The organism is Streptomyces sp. CNS606 (genome assembly GCF_000426325.1).
Window position 1 is genome coordinate 176,675 of record NZ_KE384521.1, and the last position, 15,248, is coordinate 191,922.

Genomic DNA, 15,248 nt, shown 5'->3' on the forward strand with positions numbered 1-15,248 from the left:
TGGCCAGGAAGGTCAGCCCTCCGGGGCCGGCGACGCGTGCCCGGGTGCGGGCGCCAGCACGTGGCGGGCCGTACGGGCGAAGGCGTCGGTGACGGCGGCACGGGAGCGGAGCGCGTCGGCGCGCCCGGACGGTTCCCTGCGCGCGACACGGCGGAACTCCTCGCCGATGGCGGCGACCACCTCGGCGCCCTGCGCGGCCACGGCGTCGGGCCCGGCGACCTGGAGGCGGACGAACGCCTCGTCCACCGCCCGGCGGGCGGCGAAGCCCGCCTCCGCGTCGGGGGCGGCGCCGGGTGCCGCGGTCCAGGCGGCGTCGAGCGTGCGGTAGGCGCGGTCGGCCTCGGCGAGGAACCGTTCGCACGCCTCGCGGCACAGGGCACGGTGTGCGGCGGCGCGCTGCTCGGCGCGCTCCTCACGGGCCAGTTCCCGCTGGTGCCGGAGCTGGCGGCCCGTCACCCGAGCCGACACGACTCCGGTCAGCCCGGCGGCGGTCAGCGTGGAGACCGAGGTGATCAGCGCGACGGCGACGGTGTCGTTCACGTCCCGCATTCTCCCGCCGCCGCTCGCGTGGCCGTGCGGCACCCCCGTCACGCCGATGGCCGCAACGGCACCCGGCGGGGACCGGGCCCGCGCCCCGGGCCATCGGTGTGACGGGGGTGGGCCGTTCGGATGGGGGCGCCCCTCCCGTCGCGAACCGCGCGTGCGGGACGGCAATGACTCGGCCCGACGTACGACCGCCAGAAGGGCGGGCGCACCGAAGGGTGAGGGCGATGCCGATGGCTGCAACGGGATTCGGGACCGATGCGCCGTCCCGCGCACGGGACGCGCGCAGGGGCGGGAGGCGCCGGGCCGCGTTCGCGGCCGGCGTGCTGACCGCGGCGAGCCTGCTGACGTTCGGGGGCGCGGGCACCGGCACCGCGCAGACGGCGCCGGAGCTGTGCTTCGGCCGTACGGCCACGGTGACCGGCACGACCGGGACACCCGACGACGACGTGATCATCGGCACCCGAGGGCACGACACGATCGACGGTCTCGGTGGCGACGACGTCATCTGCGGCCTGAGCGGCGTGGACGTGGTCGTCGGCGGGCCGGGGAACGACATCGTGCACGGCGGCGCCGGGCCCGACACCGTCGTCGGCGACTCGCTCAGCCTCGGCGCCGCGGCGAGCGGCGGTGGCGCGGACCGCCTCTACGGCGGGGCCGGGCCGGACGACGTCATCGGTGACGGGTACGCCCCGCACGGCCGGGCCTCCGGCGCGGGAGCCGACTGGCTCTCCGGCGGTCCCGGCCCGGACGTCCTGGTCGGCGACGCCAAGGGCGCGCAGGCGAACGGCGGCGGCGCGGACACCCTGGAGGGCGACGCCGGGGACGACGTCCTGGTCGGCGACTCCGTCGCGGAGGACGGCGACGCGTACGGCGCCGGCAGCGACGTGCTGCGGGAGGGCAAGGGCGCCGCGGGGGCGGCGTTCGGCGACAGCGTGGCCTTCGTCGGCTCCGCGACGGGCCACGGCGGCCACGACGTGGTGGACCTCGGCGAGGACGGCGGCATGTTCGCCATCGGCGACCACCTCACGCCCGACGGCACCGCCGTCGGCTCCGGCGACGACATGCTGATCGGTGGCAGCGCGGCGGAGATGATGCTGGTCGGCGACAGCGCCGTGGGCGACGGCACGGCGGCGACCGCGGGCAGCGACACGGTGTTCGGCCGGGCCGGCGACGACGCGCTGTTCGGTGACAACGCCGACAACGCGGCCGTGCGCGCGGTCGGGACGGCAGGCGGCGCGGACCGCCTGTACGGCGGCGCCGGCAACGACCGGCTCGACGCCGGACCGGGCGCCAACCTGCTGGACGGCGGAGCGGACTCCGACGACTGCGGCCGTACGGCGTCGACGGCGACGGACTTCGCCACCTACTGCGAGGACGCGCTGCGCCCGCTGCGTGAAGCGGCCACCCTCGACGACGAGGTCGGCGCCGCGCAGGCAGCCCATCGCGCCCGCCTGCACGGCGCCAGCCCCTCCACGGGGTAGGCGCACCCGGCACCACGCCCCGGTCCACGCACCACACCCCGGTCCGCCCGTCAGGCTCCCGCCCGGCGGGCGGACCGCTGTGCGTAGCCGAGCAGCGGGAGGCCCGCGAACGCCGTCCACAGGGTGGGGACGAGGCCGGGCGCGGCCGCGCATGCGGGAACGAGCAGCGCCAGGGCGACGAGCGGCCCGCGGACGTACCACAGCGCGGCCTGCATCGGGCCGGTGTTGCCGAACGGCGTCTCGGTGCCCAGCAGCAGACGCGTCGGCACGGGGCCGCGGCAGGCACTCACCAGCACCGCACCGACCAGCGCCGGGACGGCGAGGAGGAGTTGCGCGGCGAGCGGAGTCCAGGCTCCCGCCGCGGCAAGGGTGGCGTTGCCCAGCCCGAGAAGGGTGAGCAGGGCGGCGGCGGGGACCACGGCGTGGGCGAGCGCGAGCCGGCCGGCAGGATGCGGCAGGTTGGCCCGGCGACGCGGGTCGTCGTGCTCCACCCGTGCCGGTTCGGCGAGGCGGGCGGCGGCGAGGTAGCCGGCGCCGAGGGTGCACGCGGCGACCGCCGGGGTCGGTGCGGCGCAGCTCGCGGCGAGCGCGACGCCGGACCACAGGGCCGCCGCCACCGGGTGCCGGGGTGCGCGCAGCAGGCCGGTGAGGTCGCGCCAGGGCACCACCAGGACGGCGGTCCGGGGCGGGGGAATCCGGAACCGGGGGCGTGCGGCGGTGGTACGGAGCCCGGCCGTGGCGGTCACCGTCGCGCGAGCCTGCCGGAGGTCGAGCGTGGCGAGCGACGCGGCCACCCGGACCCCGGCGGTCGCCCGGCGGCGCAGCGCACGGGCGGGAACGCGGGCCGCCGCACGGTCGGCCCGCGCCAGCAGGAGCGCGGTCGCGCCCACCGCGGCTCCGGTGCCCGCCGGCCACCACCACGTGCCCGGCGTGCCCGCTGCCGCAGCCAACGGCTGCACGGCCCAGCCCCACGGTCCGGACCAGAGCACCACGCCGGCCGGCAGCCCGTGCGCCGCGGCGAGTGCGACCGCCGCGCAGGTGGCCGTCACGGCCCCGCGGACCGCGCGACGCAGCCCGCGCGTGACGGCGGGCACATCGTCGTAGCGCTCCACCATCAGCCCGGCCGCCACCCCGGACGCGGCGGTGAGCAGCCCCGCCAGGGCCCCCGCCGCGACGAGAGCGGGCCCGCCGCCCGGCGTGAGGGCGGTCAGCGCGAAGCCGGCCACGCCGCCGGTCACCGCGCCGAGCGTCGCGGCGCGCGCGGCGGCGGCACGGAAGCGGGGGCGGAGCAGCGCCGCGCGCGGCACGGGCGCGGCCAGCAGCCAGTCGACGGTCGGCGGGTCGAGGCGTACCGGCCCGCGCCACCGGGCGTTCGCGGCTGCGAGGACCACGACGAGCAGGCAGACGGCGGCGGCGGAGACCGGGAGCAGCCCGGGCAGCACGTCGTCCGCCGCCGCCCGAAGCCGTCCCGTCTGCGCCTCCTGCGCCACGCGCACCAGGTACGGCACGATCCAGACCGCGGCCACGAGCGCACACCCGTAGACGAGGAGCAGCGTGTCGCGGCGGCGGCGGGCCCGCGCCGGGGCACGCAGCCGTCGCAGGTAGGCCGTCGCCTCGACGGATCGGCCACCGGCGCCGAGCGGCCTCTCCTCAGCGGTCGCCGCGTGCACCGGCGCTCTCCGCGTCGGCGTCGGGGCGGACCTCGGGAGCGGTGCGATCCCCGGGCGCGGTTCCGTCGGCGAGGACGACGGTGCGCTCGGCGAGGGCCTCCGCGAGCGGCCGGTGGTGCGTCGCCAGCAGTACGGCCGCACCCGCCGCCGTGTGGGCGGCGAGGCGGCCCGTCAGGCGTGCGCGGGCGCCGGCGTCCAGCCGCTGTTCGGGCTCGTCGAGGACGAGCAGCCGGTGCGGCCGGACGAACGCGGCGGCCAGCAGGAGGCACTGGACCTGCCCGGAGGAGAGCGACGACGGAAGCCGGTCGTGGAGCGTGGCCAGTCCGTGCGCCGCGAGCACCCGCTCCACGTCGGCCTCGGCCGCGCGGCCTCCGCCGTGGGCGAGAGCGACCAGCATCAGGTGCTCCCGGACGGTCAGGTCGGGGTAGAACGCTCCGGCGTCCATCACGGTGGCGACGTCACGGCGGACCGACGGGTCGTCCTCGGTCACGGCTCGTCCGGCGAACCGGACCTCGCCGGAGGTGGGTTGCTCGCGACCGCAGGCCAGCCGGAGCAGGGTCGACTTGCCGGACCCGTTGTCGCCGAGCAGGGCGACGCACTCGCCGGGACGCACGTCGAGACCGACGTCCCGCAGCACCTCGTGCTCGCCGTACCGGTGGCCGACGTCCCGCATCCGCAGCAGCGGTTCGTCCGGTGTGTGGGGTCCTCGGGTCACACGTGCCGAGGCTACCGGCACGCGGCGGACGGGGTGTTCAGTCGGCGACCAGGCGGTTGGCGGGCCGGCCGGTGTGGTGGGTCCGTTCGCGTTGGCGGCGCACGACCCAGCGGCCGGGGGCGATGCCGTTGGCACCGTGCTCGGGGTGGAGGAGGTAGGCGGTGGAGGTGTTCTCGATCAGTGCGAGGGCGAGTCCCTGGGTGTCGCGGACTCCCGAGGTCCAGCGGCAGGCGCCGGGGTCGGCGGTCAGGGTGTGCGGGTTGCCTCCTCCCGCGCTGCGCAGCAGTTCCACGCCGGAGGCGGGGACGTCGCGCCAGCGGTCCCATCCGGCCTCGGTGACGAACGGCAGCATCGCATGCGGGACGACGACGAGGTCGCCCTGTGCCTGGAGCCCGCCGACGACGGGGACGGTGACCTGGCGTTCCAGGTGGTCGAGGACGTCGAGACCGGTGCGGGCGGTGAGGTCGGCGAGCGTAGGAAGGGCTGTGTGCGGGGCTGTCTGCGGGGTCATGGGGCATCACCTGTGGTGTGTCGGGGGCGGGAGGGCGGTCAGGTGCGGCGGGCGAGCAGGGCGTACTGCTCGGCGGTGAGGCCGTAGGACCAGCCGGCGGCGGCCAGCGGGTCGTCGAAGTACGCGGGCACGCTCAGCCCGTAGCGGCGGCGGCGCCCGTCGGGTTCGACGGAGCCGTTGACGGCGAGCAGCAGCCGGACGGGGCGCCCCCACAGGGCGCGTGGCGCGTCGTAGAGGTGGAGGCGGGAGCCCGGGTTGCCGGGGTCGTCGGCGGAGGCGACGCGGCGGAGACCGGCCTGGTCGATGTAGGCGTCCCAGCCGAGGCGCTCGATGGCGGTACGCCGCACCTCGATGTTCCGCTCGCGGTGGATGCGTTCGACCGTCGGGTCGGTGAGGACCCACCTGGGCACCGGGGCGCCGTGCACGACGTGGACGCCGGTGCCGTCGGCGTAGCGGACGGCCGGGGCGTCGTCGTGGTGCAGGCGCAGTGCGCCGTGGCGGGCGCCCGGCGCGGGTTCGGTGTGCACCTCGACCGGGCGGCCGGCCATGACGCACGCGCCGTCGCCGGGCCACCACCAGCCGACGGAGCGGGCCAGGGCCGCCCACAGGTCGAGCTGGTGGTCCCTGCCGACGCGTCCGGCGAGGCGGGCGCCGATGTCGCGCCGGGCGACCCAGTGCGCGTCGTGCTGGCCGAACCAGGTCAGCCGCGAGGCGGCTTCGGACGCCGCGACTCCCGGCACGGCGTCGTCGGCGAACAGGCCGGAGCGCAGCGGGGTGCGGCAGGCGTCGCGCAGGGTGGCGTCCAGCGGCTCGTACACCGCCGCACGCAGGACCGTGGCGAGCGGAACGCCCGCGTCCAGGGCCTCCTCGGGCGGCAGCGTCCGCGCGCGTTCGGCGTCCCGCTCGGCGTAGTGCCACCAGGCGCGTGGGGCGTCCCACGGGTCGCGGCCCCGGCGGAACTCCGCGGTCAGGCCGGCCAGACGGGCGGCGACGGGCCAGTCGTGGCCGCGCCGCGGTATCACGGGGCGGCGCAGGGGCGGGGCGGGGAAGACGTCGGGACGTTCGAGGACGGCACGCAGGCCCGCCGCGGGCGACGGTGTCCAGTGGAAGTCCGGGGCCGGTGCCCCGACGAGCCGGTACAGCCCGGTGACGGCCGCCTCCGCCGTCGTCCGGTCGGCGGGAGCGGTGGACAGGCCGAGCGCGAGCCACTCGTCGCGTAGTGCGCGAGCGGTGGCGAGGCGTCGGCGGGGGGTGCCGGGATCGTGACGGGTGGCAGGGCTGCGGGAGAACTCCCCGCGCCGGCGCGGCCCGGCGCTCACCGGAGGGTGGCGGTGTCCGCCTTTCCGTGGGTCATGGGAGGGATGGTGACACCCTGCGCCGCTGCCGGCAACGGGATTTCGGCGCCGCCCACGCCTCCCCGGCGCCGTCCACGCCTCCGTCCCCGGCGCCGTCCGCCCTCCGGCCGGCCCGGTGGGTGTGTCAGCCGAGGGCGGCGGTCTCGGCGGCGATGGTGGTGTCGGGGCCGTGGCCGGTGTGGACGGTGGTGTCGGGAGGGAGGGTGAGGAGGCGGGCGCGGATGGAGGCGACGATGACGTCGTGGTCGCTGTAGGAGCGGCCGGTGGCGCCGGGCCCGCCCTGGAAGAGGGTGTCGCCGGTGAAGACGGCGCCCAGTGCGGGGGCGTGGAAGCAGACGGCGCCGGGGGCGTGGCCCGGGGTGTGCAGGACGAGCAGTTCGGCGCCGGCGACGTCGAGGCGCTGCCCGTCGGCGAGGTCGGCGTCCCAGTGGTCGTCGGGGTGGGTGAGTTCCCACAGCGGACGGTCGTCGGGGTGCAGGAGGACCGGCGCCCCGGTGGCGGCGCGCAGCCGGGGCGCGACGCGGACGTGGTCGTCGTGGGCGTGGGTGCACAGGATCGCCTTGACGTGCCGCCCGGCGACGGCCTGCAGGATGCGGTCGGTGTCGTGCGGGGCGTCGATGACGACGCACTCGCGGTCGTCGCCGACGATCCACACGTTGTTGTCGACGTCGTGGGTCTCGCCGTCGAGGCTGAACGTGCCGGAGGTGACGGCGTGATCGACGCGCAGCGAGGCGGAGGGGGAGGGCGGGGTGGTCACAGGATCACCACCGAGCGGAGGACGTCGCCGCGGTGCATGCGGTCGAAGGCGGCCTCGACGTCGTCCAGGGCGATGCGTTCGGAGACGAACGCGTCGAGGTCGAGGCGGCCCTGCCGGTAGAGGTCGACCAGCAGCGGGAAGTCGCGCGACGGCAGGCAGTCGCCGTACCAGCTGGACTTGAGCGAGCCGCCGCGTCCGAAGACGTCCAGCAGCGGGATGTCGGGGAAGGACATGTCGGGGGTGGGCACGCCGACGAGGACGACGGTGCCGGCGAGGTCGCGGGCGTAGAAGGCCTGCCGGTAGGTCTCGGGGCGGCCGACGGCCTCGATGACGACGTCGGCGCCGAAGCCGCCGGTGAGTTCGCGGATCGCCTCGACGGGGTCGGTCTGCGCACCGTTGACGGTGTGCGTGGCGCCGAGGCCCTTCGCCCACTCCAGCTTGCGGTCGTCGACGTCGACGGCGATGACGCGGGAGGCGCCTGCCAGGCGGGAGCCGGCGACGGCGGCGCTGCCGACTCCGCCGCAGCCGATGACGGCGACGTTCATGCCGCGGCCGACCCGGCCGGTGTTGAGGGCGGCGCCGATGCCCGCCATGACGCCGCAGCCGAGGAGGCCGACGGCGGCCGGGGAGGCGTCGGGGTCGACCTTGGTGCACTGGCCGGCGTGCACGAGGGTCTTCTCCGCGAAGGCGCCGATGCCGAGCGCGGGGCTCAGGGGTGTGCCGTCGGCGAGGGTCATCGGCTGCGCGGCGTTGTGGGTGTCGAAGCAGTACCAGGGCTGTCCGCGCAGGCAGGCGCGGCACTGCCCGCACACCGCCCGCCAGTTGAGGACGACGAAGTCGCCGGGTGCGAGACCCTCGACGCCGTCGCCGACGGCCTCGACCACGCCGGCCGCCTCGTGGCCGAGGAGGAAGGGGAAGTCGTCGTTGATGCCGCCCTGCCGGTAGTGCAGGTCGGTGTGGCAGACACCGCAGGCCTGCACCCGTACCAGGGCCTCGCCGGGGCCGGGGTCGGGGACGGTGATCGTCTCCACGGTGACGGGTGCGTCCTTCTCCCTCGCCACGACGGCACGTACCTGTTGCATCCGGCTGCTCCTGTCGTTCGCCGCTGGTGTCGTCCCACGGGTGCGCGTGCCCATCCTCCCCGCACTCACCCCTCCCGACGCGGGAGACACACGGCCATCTCAGCGGCCGGGGGCGGGAACGGCGAAGGTGGCCGGGTGCGGACGGCCGGACGGGGGGCGGCCCGGTGTGGTGCTCAGTGCGTCGCCCCTTCGACGGTGCGGAGGTCCGTGGTGGTGCCGAGCGCGGCGGTGAGGATCGCCGCGAGGCCGGTGGCCATGTCGCGGGGCGCCATCGAGGGCGCACCCGCGGCGAGCACCTGGTGCGGGGCGAACGGGACGTGGACGAAGCCGCCGCGCAGGGCGGGGCGTTCGGTGGCGACGAGGTGGGACAGCCCGTAGAAGACGTGGTTGCACACGAAGGTGCCGGCGGTCTGGGAGACGGACGCCGGGACGCCCGCCGCGCGGGCGGCGGCGACGCACGCCTTGACGGGCAGCGAGGCGAAGTAGGCGGCGGGCCCGCCGGCCACCACGGGTTCGTCGAGGGGCTGCCGACCCGCGTTGTCGGGGATGCGCGCGTCGTCGACGTTGACGGCGACGCGCTCGACGGTCAGGTCGGGGCGGCCGCCGGCCTGGCCCACGCACAGCACCAGGTCCGGGTCGCTGCGGACGATCGCCTCGCGGAGTTCGGCCAGGGCCGTGCCGAACACGCAGCTCAGCCGTGCGGTGACGAGCCGCGTGCCGGGAGGCGGTGCGGCGTCGAGGAGACGCACCGCCTCCCAGGAGGGGTTGGTGCGCTCGCCACCGAACGGTTCGAAGCCGGTGACGAGGACGCGTGCCGGTCCGTCCGGGGTGCTCATGCGCGAACCTTCCTGGGTGACGGCGGTGGCGGGCGGGTCGTGGCGGAGGTCGGGCGGCTGGTCAGAAGGCGAAGAGGTAGATGATCGCGATGTTGCAGCAGAGCATCACGGCGGCCGTCGGCGCCTGTGCCTTGATCGGCCCGTACTGGTCCTCGAGTTCGAGCAGCGCGGCCGGGACGAGGTTGAAGTTGGCGGCCATCGGGGTGACGAGCGTGCCGCAGAAGCCGGCCAGCATGCCGACGGCGAGCACGGCGGCCGGGTTGCCGTTCATCTGCTCGATGAGCACCGGCCAGCCGACGGCGGCGGTCATGACCGGGAACGCGGCGAAGGCGTTGCCCATGATGACGGTGAACGCGGCCATGCCGACGCAGTACAGCGCGACGGCCGCCAGCAACTGCCCGTCCGGCAGCACCGCTTCGGTGATGCGGCGGACCTGGTCGCCGACGCCCGCCGTGGAGAAGATCGAGCCGAGGACGGCCAGCAGCTGCGGCAGCAGCAACGCCCAGCCCATGGCCTCCAGCAGACCGCGGCCGGCGTGCACGGGGACGGAGGGGCGGCGTTCGCGCAGGATCCACATGCCCACCCCGAGGGCGACGATCGCGCCGATGCCGAGGCCGAGGATGGTCTCGCTGTTCTCCTCCAGGACCGGGGTGCCGCCGATGCTCCACTCCGGGACGAGCACGGCGCAGAGGACGGCGACGAGCGGGATGGTGAGCGCGGGGACGAACAGCCTGTTCCGGAAGCGGGCGGCGAGGGCGACGCGCTGCTTGACGTCGGTGGTGTCGGGCACCCCGCGCCCGGTGAAGCCCAGGCCGCCCAGAACGATCATGACGAGGACCGCGACGCCCAGCGGCGCGGCGGGCGCGGAGCCGTCCTCGACCCAGGTGCTGTAGACGAAGGCGATCCCGATGAGCCCCCAGAAGGCCGCTGTGCCCAGGCGCTTGGGGTTGGTGCGGTCGAACGCCATCTGCACGGCCATGCCCAGGAACGCGGCGCCCACCAGCCAGTAGAACCACTCGGACTTGATCACTTGGCGTTCTCCTCGTCTCCGGAGGTCTCCGCCCGGGGGCCGGGAACGGCGGTGCCGGCGGCAGCCAGTTCGGCGTCGAGCCGGCCGTCGAGGCGCAGCAGCCGGAAGCCGTGCACGAAGAAGGCGCAGACGGCGGTGGGAATGGCCCACAGCGCCAGCGACAACGGCTCCAGGTGGGTGCCGTAGGCGCTGTTCACGAAACCGGTGATGAGCAGGATCGAGCCGATGGCGAGGAAGCAGTCCTCGCCGAAGAAGAGGCCGACGGTGTCGGACGCGGCGGCGTGCGAACGGACCTTCTCCCGCACGCGTGCGGGCAGCGGGCGGCCGCCGTTGCGCCGCTCGGCCGCCGCCTCGGCCATCGGGGCGATCATCGGCCGCACGCTCTGCGCGGGGCCGCCGATGGTCTGGAGGCCGACGGCGGCGGTGAGCTGCCGGACGAACAGGTAGAGGGTCAGGAAGCGGCCGGTGGTGAGCCGGGCGAGTTTCCCGATGAGGGTGCGGGCCTGCTGCTGGAGGCCGTAGCGCTCCAGCAGGCCGATGACGGGCAGGGTGACTGCGAAGATCGTCACCGCGCGGCTGGAGGCGAACCCCTCGCCGAAGGCGTCGAGGATGCCGAGTGGGGAGAGCCCGCCCAGCAGCCCGGTGACGATCCCCGCCACCCCGACCACCAGCAGGGGGTTGCGTCGCGTGGCGAACCCGAGGATCACCACGAGGACGCCGAGCAGAACGATCATGCGCCGTCGGCCCTTCCTGACTCGGGACACGCCTCAGCGGTCGCGTGAAGCGAATTCCGGGAAGGCTAGAGGATCGTTCAACGATCCGACAAGAGGAGGGACGACACCTCTGAAGTGAAGGGTCGGCAAAGAAAGAGGGGCCGAAGAGGGGACCGTGGAGACGGCGCCGGGGACGAGGGAGCTCGCGAAGGCGGAGGGACTCAGACTCCGGGGACGGCCGACTCGGCGTACGCCTCGATCAACTGCCGCCGGGAGTCCTCCAGGTAGAAGCCGAGCATGCGCTCCGCAGCCGCGGCGTCCCCCTTCTCCAACACCCCGAGGAGTTCGCGGTTGCGCGTCAGATACGGCTCGTGGAAGCGCCGCGGGTCGCCCATCACGTGGAACGCCAGGCGGAGTTCGGCCAGCACGCCGCGCATCAGGTCGTCGGTGCGCACGCTCTGCGCGAGCCCCGCGACGGCCTGGTGGAAGTGGATGTTGGCGGTGGCGCAGCCCGCCCAGTCCCCCCGCTCGGCGGACTCCTCGCCCTCGCGCAGCGCGGCTCGCAGCCCTTCCAGCGGGAACGGGGGCTCCTCCAGTCCGCGCACCGCGGCGCACTCCACGAGCCGGCGCACCCGGTAGATGTCGACGATGTCCGCCGCCTCGAGCACGCGCACGAAGGTGCCGCGGTTCAGCCGGTGCACGAGCAGCCGCTCGTGCGTGAGCAGACGGAACGCCTCACGCAGCGTGTTCCGGGAGACGCCGAGCGCACCGCCGATCCGCTCCTCGGAGAGCCGGACGCCCGGCCGGAAGAGCCCCTGGGCGATACGCTCGCGCAGGATGGCCGCAACCCGCTCCGCGGTGCTGGTGCGCCCCAGCAGGGCGCGATCGGCGGCGAGTTCCGACAGATCCAGGTCGGCATCGGACGCCACGCGGGATTCGGCGGTCATGCACCCAGTCAAACCCAGAACGCGGAACGTGACAACACACCCCTTGCCGGATCGTTGAACAATCGCTTAGCTTGGCGGCGATGGACGGGACGAACAGGACGATGACCATCGACCTCAACGCGGACCTCGGCGAGGGCTTCGGTCGCTGGGAGCTCACCGACGACGACGCACTGCTCACCTGTGTGACCAGCGCGAACGTCGCCTGCGGCTTCCACGCCGGGGACCCGCTCACCATGCGCCGGGTGTGCGAGTCGGCGGCCGCGCGCGGCGTGACCGTCGGCGCCCAGGTCTCCTACCGCGACCTCGCCGGATTCGGCCGCCGCGCCATGGACGTGCCCGCCCCGGAGCTCGCCGCCGAGGTGGCGTACCAGATCGGCGCCCTCGACCTGTTCGCCCGGGCCGCCGGCACCCGCGTCGCCTACGTCAAGCCGCACGGCGCCCTCTACAACCGGTGCGTCCGCGACACCGAGCAGGCCGCCGCCGTGATCGAGGGCGTACGGCTGGCCTGCTCGGCCCCGACCTCGGCCACGGCCGGGCCCCCGGCACGCGGCCTGCCCGTCCTCGGCCTGCCCGGCTCCGCTCTGCACGCCGCGGCGTCGGAGGCCGGGCTGCCCGTCGTCGCCGAGGCCTTCGCCGACCGCGGCTACCGCCCCGACGGCACCCTGGTGCCGCGCACCGAGCCGGACGCCCTGGTCCACGACCCCGAACAGGTCGTGCGCCGCGCCGTCGCGCTCGCCCGGGACGGCGAACTGACCGCCGCGGACGGCACCCTGCTGCGGCTGCGCGCCGACTCGCTGTGCGTGCACGGCGACACCCCGGGCGCCGCCCGCCTCGCCCGGCGCGTCCGGGAGGCCCTCGCCGACGCCGGCGTCACCGTCCGGGCCTTCGCATGACCGGCGCCGCGACCCCGTCGGCCCCGCCCCACGGGCCGCCCGTCGTACGGGCCGTGGGCCGGCACGGACTGCTGGTCGAACTGCCCACCGGCGAGGCCGCCGAGGCGCTGCACGCCGAACTGCTGCGGCGCCGCGCCGACGACCGCCTGCCGCCGGTGCGGGAGATCGTGCCCGGCGCCCGCACCGTCCTCCTCGACGGGCTCGCCGACCCCGCGCGGCTCGCCGCCGACCTGCCGCACTGGCAGGTCCCGCCCCTGCACCGCGAGGACCGGCCGGCGGTCCGCATCCCGGTGCGTTACGACGGCCCCGACCTCGCGGACGTCGCCGCCCTGTGGGGCGTGAGCGTGGAGGAGGCCGTCCGCGTCCACGCCGCGGCCGAGTACCGGGTCGCCTTCTGCGGGTTCGCCCCCGGCTTCGGCTACCTCACCGGCCTCGACGAGGAGCACCACGTGCCGCGCCGCGCCGAGCCGCGCACCCGGGTGCCCGCCGGGGCGGTCGGGCTGGCCGGGCCGTACACCGGGATCTACCCGCGCTCCTCGCCCGGCGGCTGGCAGCTCGTCGGCACAGCCGTGGACACCGTGCTGTGGGACACCGGCCGCAGCCCGGCCGCCCTCCTCGAACCCGGCACCCGCGTCCGCTTCGAGCCCGTGGAGAACCCCGTGGACGAGCCGGTGGACGGGGCGGGCCAGGGGCCCGGCGACGACACGGCTGAGGCCCCCTCGTGACCGGCTCGGAGCCCGGTACGGCACGGGAGGTGGAGGTCGTGCGGGCGGGCGCGCTCACCACTGTGCAGGACCTCGGCCGCCCCGGCCACGCCCACCTGGGCGTGCCCCGTTCCGGCGCGCTGGACGAGCCCGCGCACCGGCTCGCCAACCGCCTGCTCGGCAACCCCGCCGACGCCGCCACCCTGGAGACCACGCTCAGCGGCTGCGCGCTGCGTGCGCACACCCCCGCCCGCGTCGTGGTGACCGGCGCCCCCTGCCCCGTCACCGTCGACGGCCGCCCCGCGCCCTGGGGCACGCCGCTGCGGCTGCCGGCCGGCGCGCTGCTGGACGTCGGGCCCGCCGCCCGCGGGGTGCGCTCCTACGTGGCGTTCGCCGGCGGGGTGGCCGCCGAACCCGTGCTGGGCAGCCGGGCCACCGACCTGCTCTCCGGCCTCGGACCGGACCCGCTCGCCGACGGCGACCGCCTCCCCCTCACCCCCCTGGGCCCCGGCGCACCCGGCGAGCCACCGCCCGCCGTGCCGGACGCCGCACCCTGGCAGGCGCCCCCGGCGGAACTCGTGCTGCCGCTGATCCCCGGACCGCGCGACGACTGGTTCACCGCCGAGGCGCTGGGCACTCTGACCGGCTCGGTCTACCGCGTCACCGCGGACGGCAACCGCATCGGCCTGCGTCTGGACGGACCGCGCCTGGAACGCGCCCGCGACGGCGAACTCCCCAGCGAAGGCATGGTGCTGGGCGCCGTCCAGGTGCCGCCGGAGGGGCGTCCGGTGGTGTTCCTCGCCGACCATCCGGTGACCGGCGGCTACCCGGTCGTCGGCGTCGTCCCCGAGGAAGCCCTCGCAGCGGCTGCCCAGGCCGCCCCCGGGACGCCCGTGCGCTTCACCGCGGCGGGCCGGGCCCGCTGACGTCATCCGCCGCGCGGGGCGTACATGATGACGGCCACTCCCGCGAGGCAGATCAGCGCGCCGAGCACGTCGTAGCGGTCGGGCCGGTAGCCGTCCAGCACCATGCCCCAGGCCAGCGACCCGGCGACGAACACGCCGCCGTACGCCGCGAGGATGCGGCCGAAGTGGGCGTCCGGCTGGAGCGTGGCGACGAAACCGTACAGCCCGAGCGCGACGACGCCCGCGCCGATCCAGGCCAGCCCGCGGTGCTCCCGCACGCCCTGCCAGACCAGCCAGGCGCCGCCGATCTCCAGCAGCGCGGCGAGGAGGAACAGGGCGACGGAACGTGTCACGGTCATGCCCCGATCCTCCCGTACCGCCGTACCGGGTCGGGCCGGTGGCCCGTCCCGTCCGCGGAAGCGGGCGTAGCGGATGTTTCGTCAGAAGTCGTGAAGTTCCCGTGTACGGCCCCACGACGTGCGGTGCGGGACGATTGGGCGACGCGTCAGCGGGCATCAGTCGTGTGCATGCGAAGGCCCGGGGCCGGCGACGTCGCCGGACCGCCACCGCACGTGACCCTCACGGAGGGGGAGTGAAGAACATGCGCGCGAGCACGCGCCCCACGAGGCGCAGCGCACGCGTCGAGTACACACTGCCTCGGGAGGACACCTCCGCCCGCTGGGCCCGACGCCTCACCGCCGGATTCCTCAACGGATCGCGTACGCCCCCGGAGGCCGCCCTGCACATGGACGAGGCCACCCTGGTGGTGTCCGAACTCGTCACCAACGCCACCCGGCACGGCCACAGCCGGTGCCGGCTCCGCCTGAGCACGGCCCCGCGCTCGCTCACCATCGAGGTGCACGACGACGGCACCGGTCACCCCGTGCTGCGGGCCACCGGCCCGGACGGCGAGAGCGGCCGCGGCATCGCGCTGGTCAGCCGCCTGACACGACGGCTGGACGTCACCGACCACCCCCGGGGCGGCAAGACCGTCCGCGCAGTCCTCAGCACCGGCAGTGGCACTGGCACAGTCACCGGCACCGGCACCGGCACCGGCACCGCGTAGCCGGTCACCGCCCGGTGCGGAGGACGGGGCGAGCACG

Annotated in this window: 17 protein-coding genes; 5 read left to right on the forward strand and 12 right to left on the reverse strand. The window is 75.9% G+C overall.

All coding sequences use genetic code 11. From position 1 onward, the window contains the following. Positions 1–12 precede the first annotated feature (12 nt). A complete protein-coding gene (locus K304_RS0121460; RefSeq protein ID WP_158687400.1) occupies positions 13–540 on the reverse strand; it encodes a hypothetical protein in 528 nt (175 codons plus the stop codon). Between the two features lie 236 nt (positions 541–776). On the opposite strand from K304_RS0121460, the gene K304_RS30535 reads away from it, so the two are divergent. Further along, positions 777–2,027, forward strand: coding sequence for a calcium-binding protein (locus tag K304_RS30535; protein ID WP_158687401.1), 1,251 nt, complete (start codon positions 777–779; stop codon positions 2,025–2,027). A 50-nt stretch (positions 2,028–2,077) separates the two neighbouring features. Here the strand turns inward: K304_RS30535 and K304_RS30540 are convergent, their stop codons facing one another. From K304_RS30540 to K304_RS0121515, 10 genes are all read right to left on the reverse strand, one after another. After that, entirely contained in the window at positions 2,078–3,697 is a 1,620-nt protein-coding gene (locus K304_RS30540; RefSeq protein WP_051308695.1) for a DUF6297 family protein, read from the reverse strand. Further along, positions 3,678–4,412: an ATP-binding cassette domain-containing protein gene (locus K304_RS0121475; protein ID WP_027765390.1), complete on the reverse strand. Its 735-nt coding sequence runs from the start codon at positions 4,410–4,412 to the stop codon at positions 3,678–3,680. Before K304_RS0121475 ends, K304_RS30540 begins: the two co-directional genes overlap by 20 nt. Before the next feature lie 37 nt (positions 4,413–4,449). Continuing rightward, complete coding sequence (locus tag K304_RS0121480) at positions 4,450–4,923, reverse strand: hypothetical protein (protein ID WP_027765391.1); 474 nt, start codon at positions 4,921–4,923, stop codon at positions 4,450–4,452. Between the two features lie 38 nt (positions 4,924–4,961). Further along, on the reverse strand, positions 4,962–6,242 hold the full coding sequence (locus K304_RS33495; RefSeq protein ID WP_158687402.1) for a DUF6745 domain-containing protein: 1,281 nt from the start codon (positions 6,240–6,242) through the stop codon (positions 4,962–4,964). A gap of 160 nt (positions 6,243–6,402) precedes the next feature. After that, a complete protein-coding gene (locus K304_RS0121490) occupies positions 6,403–7,035 on the reverse strand; it encodes an MBL fold metallo-hydrolase (protein WP_037791453.1) in 633 nt (210 codons plus the stop codon). Further along, positions 7,032–8,117, reverse strand: a complete 1,086-nt coding sequence (locus K304_RS0121495; protein ID WP_027765393.1) for an S-(hydroxymethyl)mycothiol dehydrogenase — start codon at positions 8,115–8,117, stop codon at positions 7,032–7,034. Before K304_RS0121495 ends, K304_RS0121490 begins: the two co-directional genes overlap by 4 nt. A gap of 173 nt (positions 8,118–8,290) precedes the next feature. Then, positions 8,291–8,953 (reverse strand): pyroglutamyl-peptidase I, encoded by a 663-nt coding sequence (pcp, locus tag K304_RS0121500; protein ID WP_027765394.1) that lies wholly within the window; start codon positions 8,951–8,953, stop codon positions 8,291–8,293. Positions 8,954–9,014: 61 nt separating this feature from the next. Next, entirely contained in the window at positions 9,015–9,983 is a 969-nt protein-coding gene (locus tag K304_RS0121505) for a DUF979 domain-containing protein (protein WP_027765395.1), read from the reverse strand. Next, complete coding sequence (locus K304_RS0121510) at positions 9,980–10,717, reverse strand: DUF969 domain-containing protein (RefSeq protein ID WP_027765396.1); 738 nt, start codon at positions 10,715–10,717, stop codon at positions 9,980–9,982. Before K304_RS0121510 ends, K304_RS0121505 begins: the two co-directional genes overlap by 4 nt. Positions 10,718–10,917: 200 nt before the next feature. Continuing rightward, positions 10,918–11,643: a GntR family transcriptional regulator gene (locus K304_RS0121515; RefSeq protein ID WP_051308696.1), complete on the reverse strand. Its 726-nt coding sequence runs from the start codon at positions 11,641–11,643 to the stop codon at positions 10,918–10,920. 80 nt (positions 11,644–11,723) lie between these two features. Between K304_RS0121515 and K304_RS0121520 the strand changes: the two genes are divergently transcribed. Genes K304_RS0121520 through K304_RS0121530 form a run of 3 tightly spaced genes read left to right on the forward strand, consistent with a single transcriptional unit; the run spans position 11,724 to position 14,166 of the window. After that, positions 11,724–12,536 (forward strand): 5-oxoprolinase subunit PxpA, encoded by an 813-nt coding sequence (locus K304_RS0121520; protein WP_027765398.1) that lies wholly within the window; start codon positions 11,724–11,726, stop codon positions 12,534–12,536. Then, complete coding sequence (locus tag K304_RS30550; protein ID WP_051308698.1) at positions 12,533–13,261, forward strand: 5-oxoprolinase subunit B family protein; 729 nt, start codon at positions 12,533–12,535, stop codon at positions 13,259–13,261. The genes K304_RS0121520 and K304_RS30550 overlap by 4 nt, the downstream gene beginning before the upstream one ends. Then, complete coding sequence (locus K304_RS0121530) at positions 13,258–14,166, forward strand: 5-oxoprolinase subunit C family protein (RefSeq protein WP_078529501.1); 909 nt, start codon at positions 13,258–13,260, stop codon at positions 14,164–14,166. The genes K304_RS30550 and K304_RS0121530 overlap by 4 nt, the downstream gene beginning before the upstream one ends. A 2-nt stretch (positions 14,167–14,168) precedes the next feature. On the opposite strand, the gene K304_RS0121535 is transcribed toward K304_RS0121530, so the two are convergent. Further along, positions 14,169–14,504 carry a YnfA family protein gene (locus K304_RS0121535; RefSeq protein ID WP_027765400.1) on the reverse strand — a complete coding sequence of 112 codons (336 nt, stop codon included), beginning with the start codon at positions 14,502–14,504 and terminating at the stop codon, positions 14,169–14,171. A gap of 242 nt (positions 14,505–14,746) precedes the next feature. On the opposite strand from K304_RS0121535, the gene K304_RS30555 reads away from it, so the two are divergent. Then, positions 14,747–15,211, forward strand: coding sequence for an ATP-binding protein (locus tag K304_RS30555; protein ID WP_051308796.1), 465 nt, complete (start codon positions 14,747–14,749; stop codon positions 15,209–15,211). The last annotated feature ends 37 nt before the right edge of the window (positions 15,212–15,248 follow it).

Bases quoted from the DNA above. Each gene is read 5' to 3' on its own strand.
- K304_RS30535 (WP_158687401.1), top strand. From the start codon at position 777: ATGGCTGCAACGGGATTCGGGACCGATGCGCCGTCCCGCGCACGGGAC.
- K304_RS0121480 (WP_027765391.1), bottom strand. From the start codon at position 4,923: ATGACCCCGCAGACAGCCCCGCACACAGCCCTTCCTACGCTCGCCGAC.
- K304_RS0121495 (WP_027765393.1), bottom strand. From the start codon at position 8,117: ATGCAACAGGTACGTGCCGTCGTGGCGAGGGAGAAGGACGCACCCGTC.
- pcp (WP_027765394.1), bottom strand. From the start codon at position 8,953: ATGAGCACCCCGGACGGACCGGCACGCGTCCTCGTCACCGGCTTCGAA.
- K304_RS0121510 (WP_027765396.1), bottom strand. From the start codon at position 10,717: ATGATCGTTCTGCTCGGCGTCCTCGTGGTGATCCTCGGGTTCGCCACG.
- K304_RS0121515 (WP_051308696.1), bottom strand. From the start codon at position 11,643: ATGACCGCCGAATCCCGCGTGGCGTCCGATGCCGACCTGGATCTGTCG.
- K304_RS0121520 (WP_027765398.1), top strand. From the start codon at position 11,724: ATGGACGGGACGAACAGGACGATGACCATCGACCTCAACGCGGACCTC.
- K304_RS30550 (WP_051308698.1), top strand. From the start codon at position 12,533: ATGACCGGCGCCGCGACCCCGTCGGCCCCGCCCCACGGGCCGCCCGTC.
- K304_RS0121535 (WP_027765400.1), bottom strand. From the start codon at position 14,504: ATGACCGTGACACGTTCCGTCGCCCTGTTCCTCCTCGCCGCGCTGCTG.
- K304_RS30555 (WP_051308796.1), top strand. From the start codon at position 14,747: ATGCGCGCGAGCACGCGCCCCACGAGGCGCAGCGCACGCGTCGAGTAC.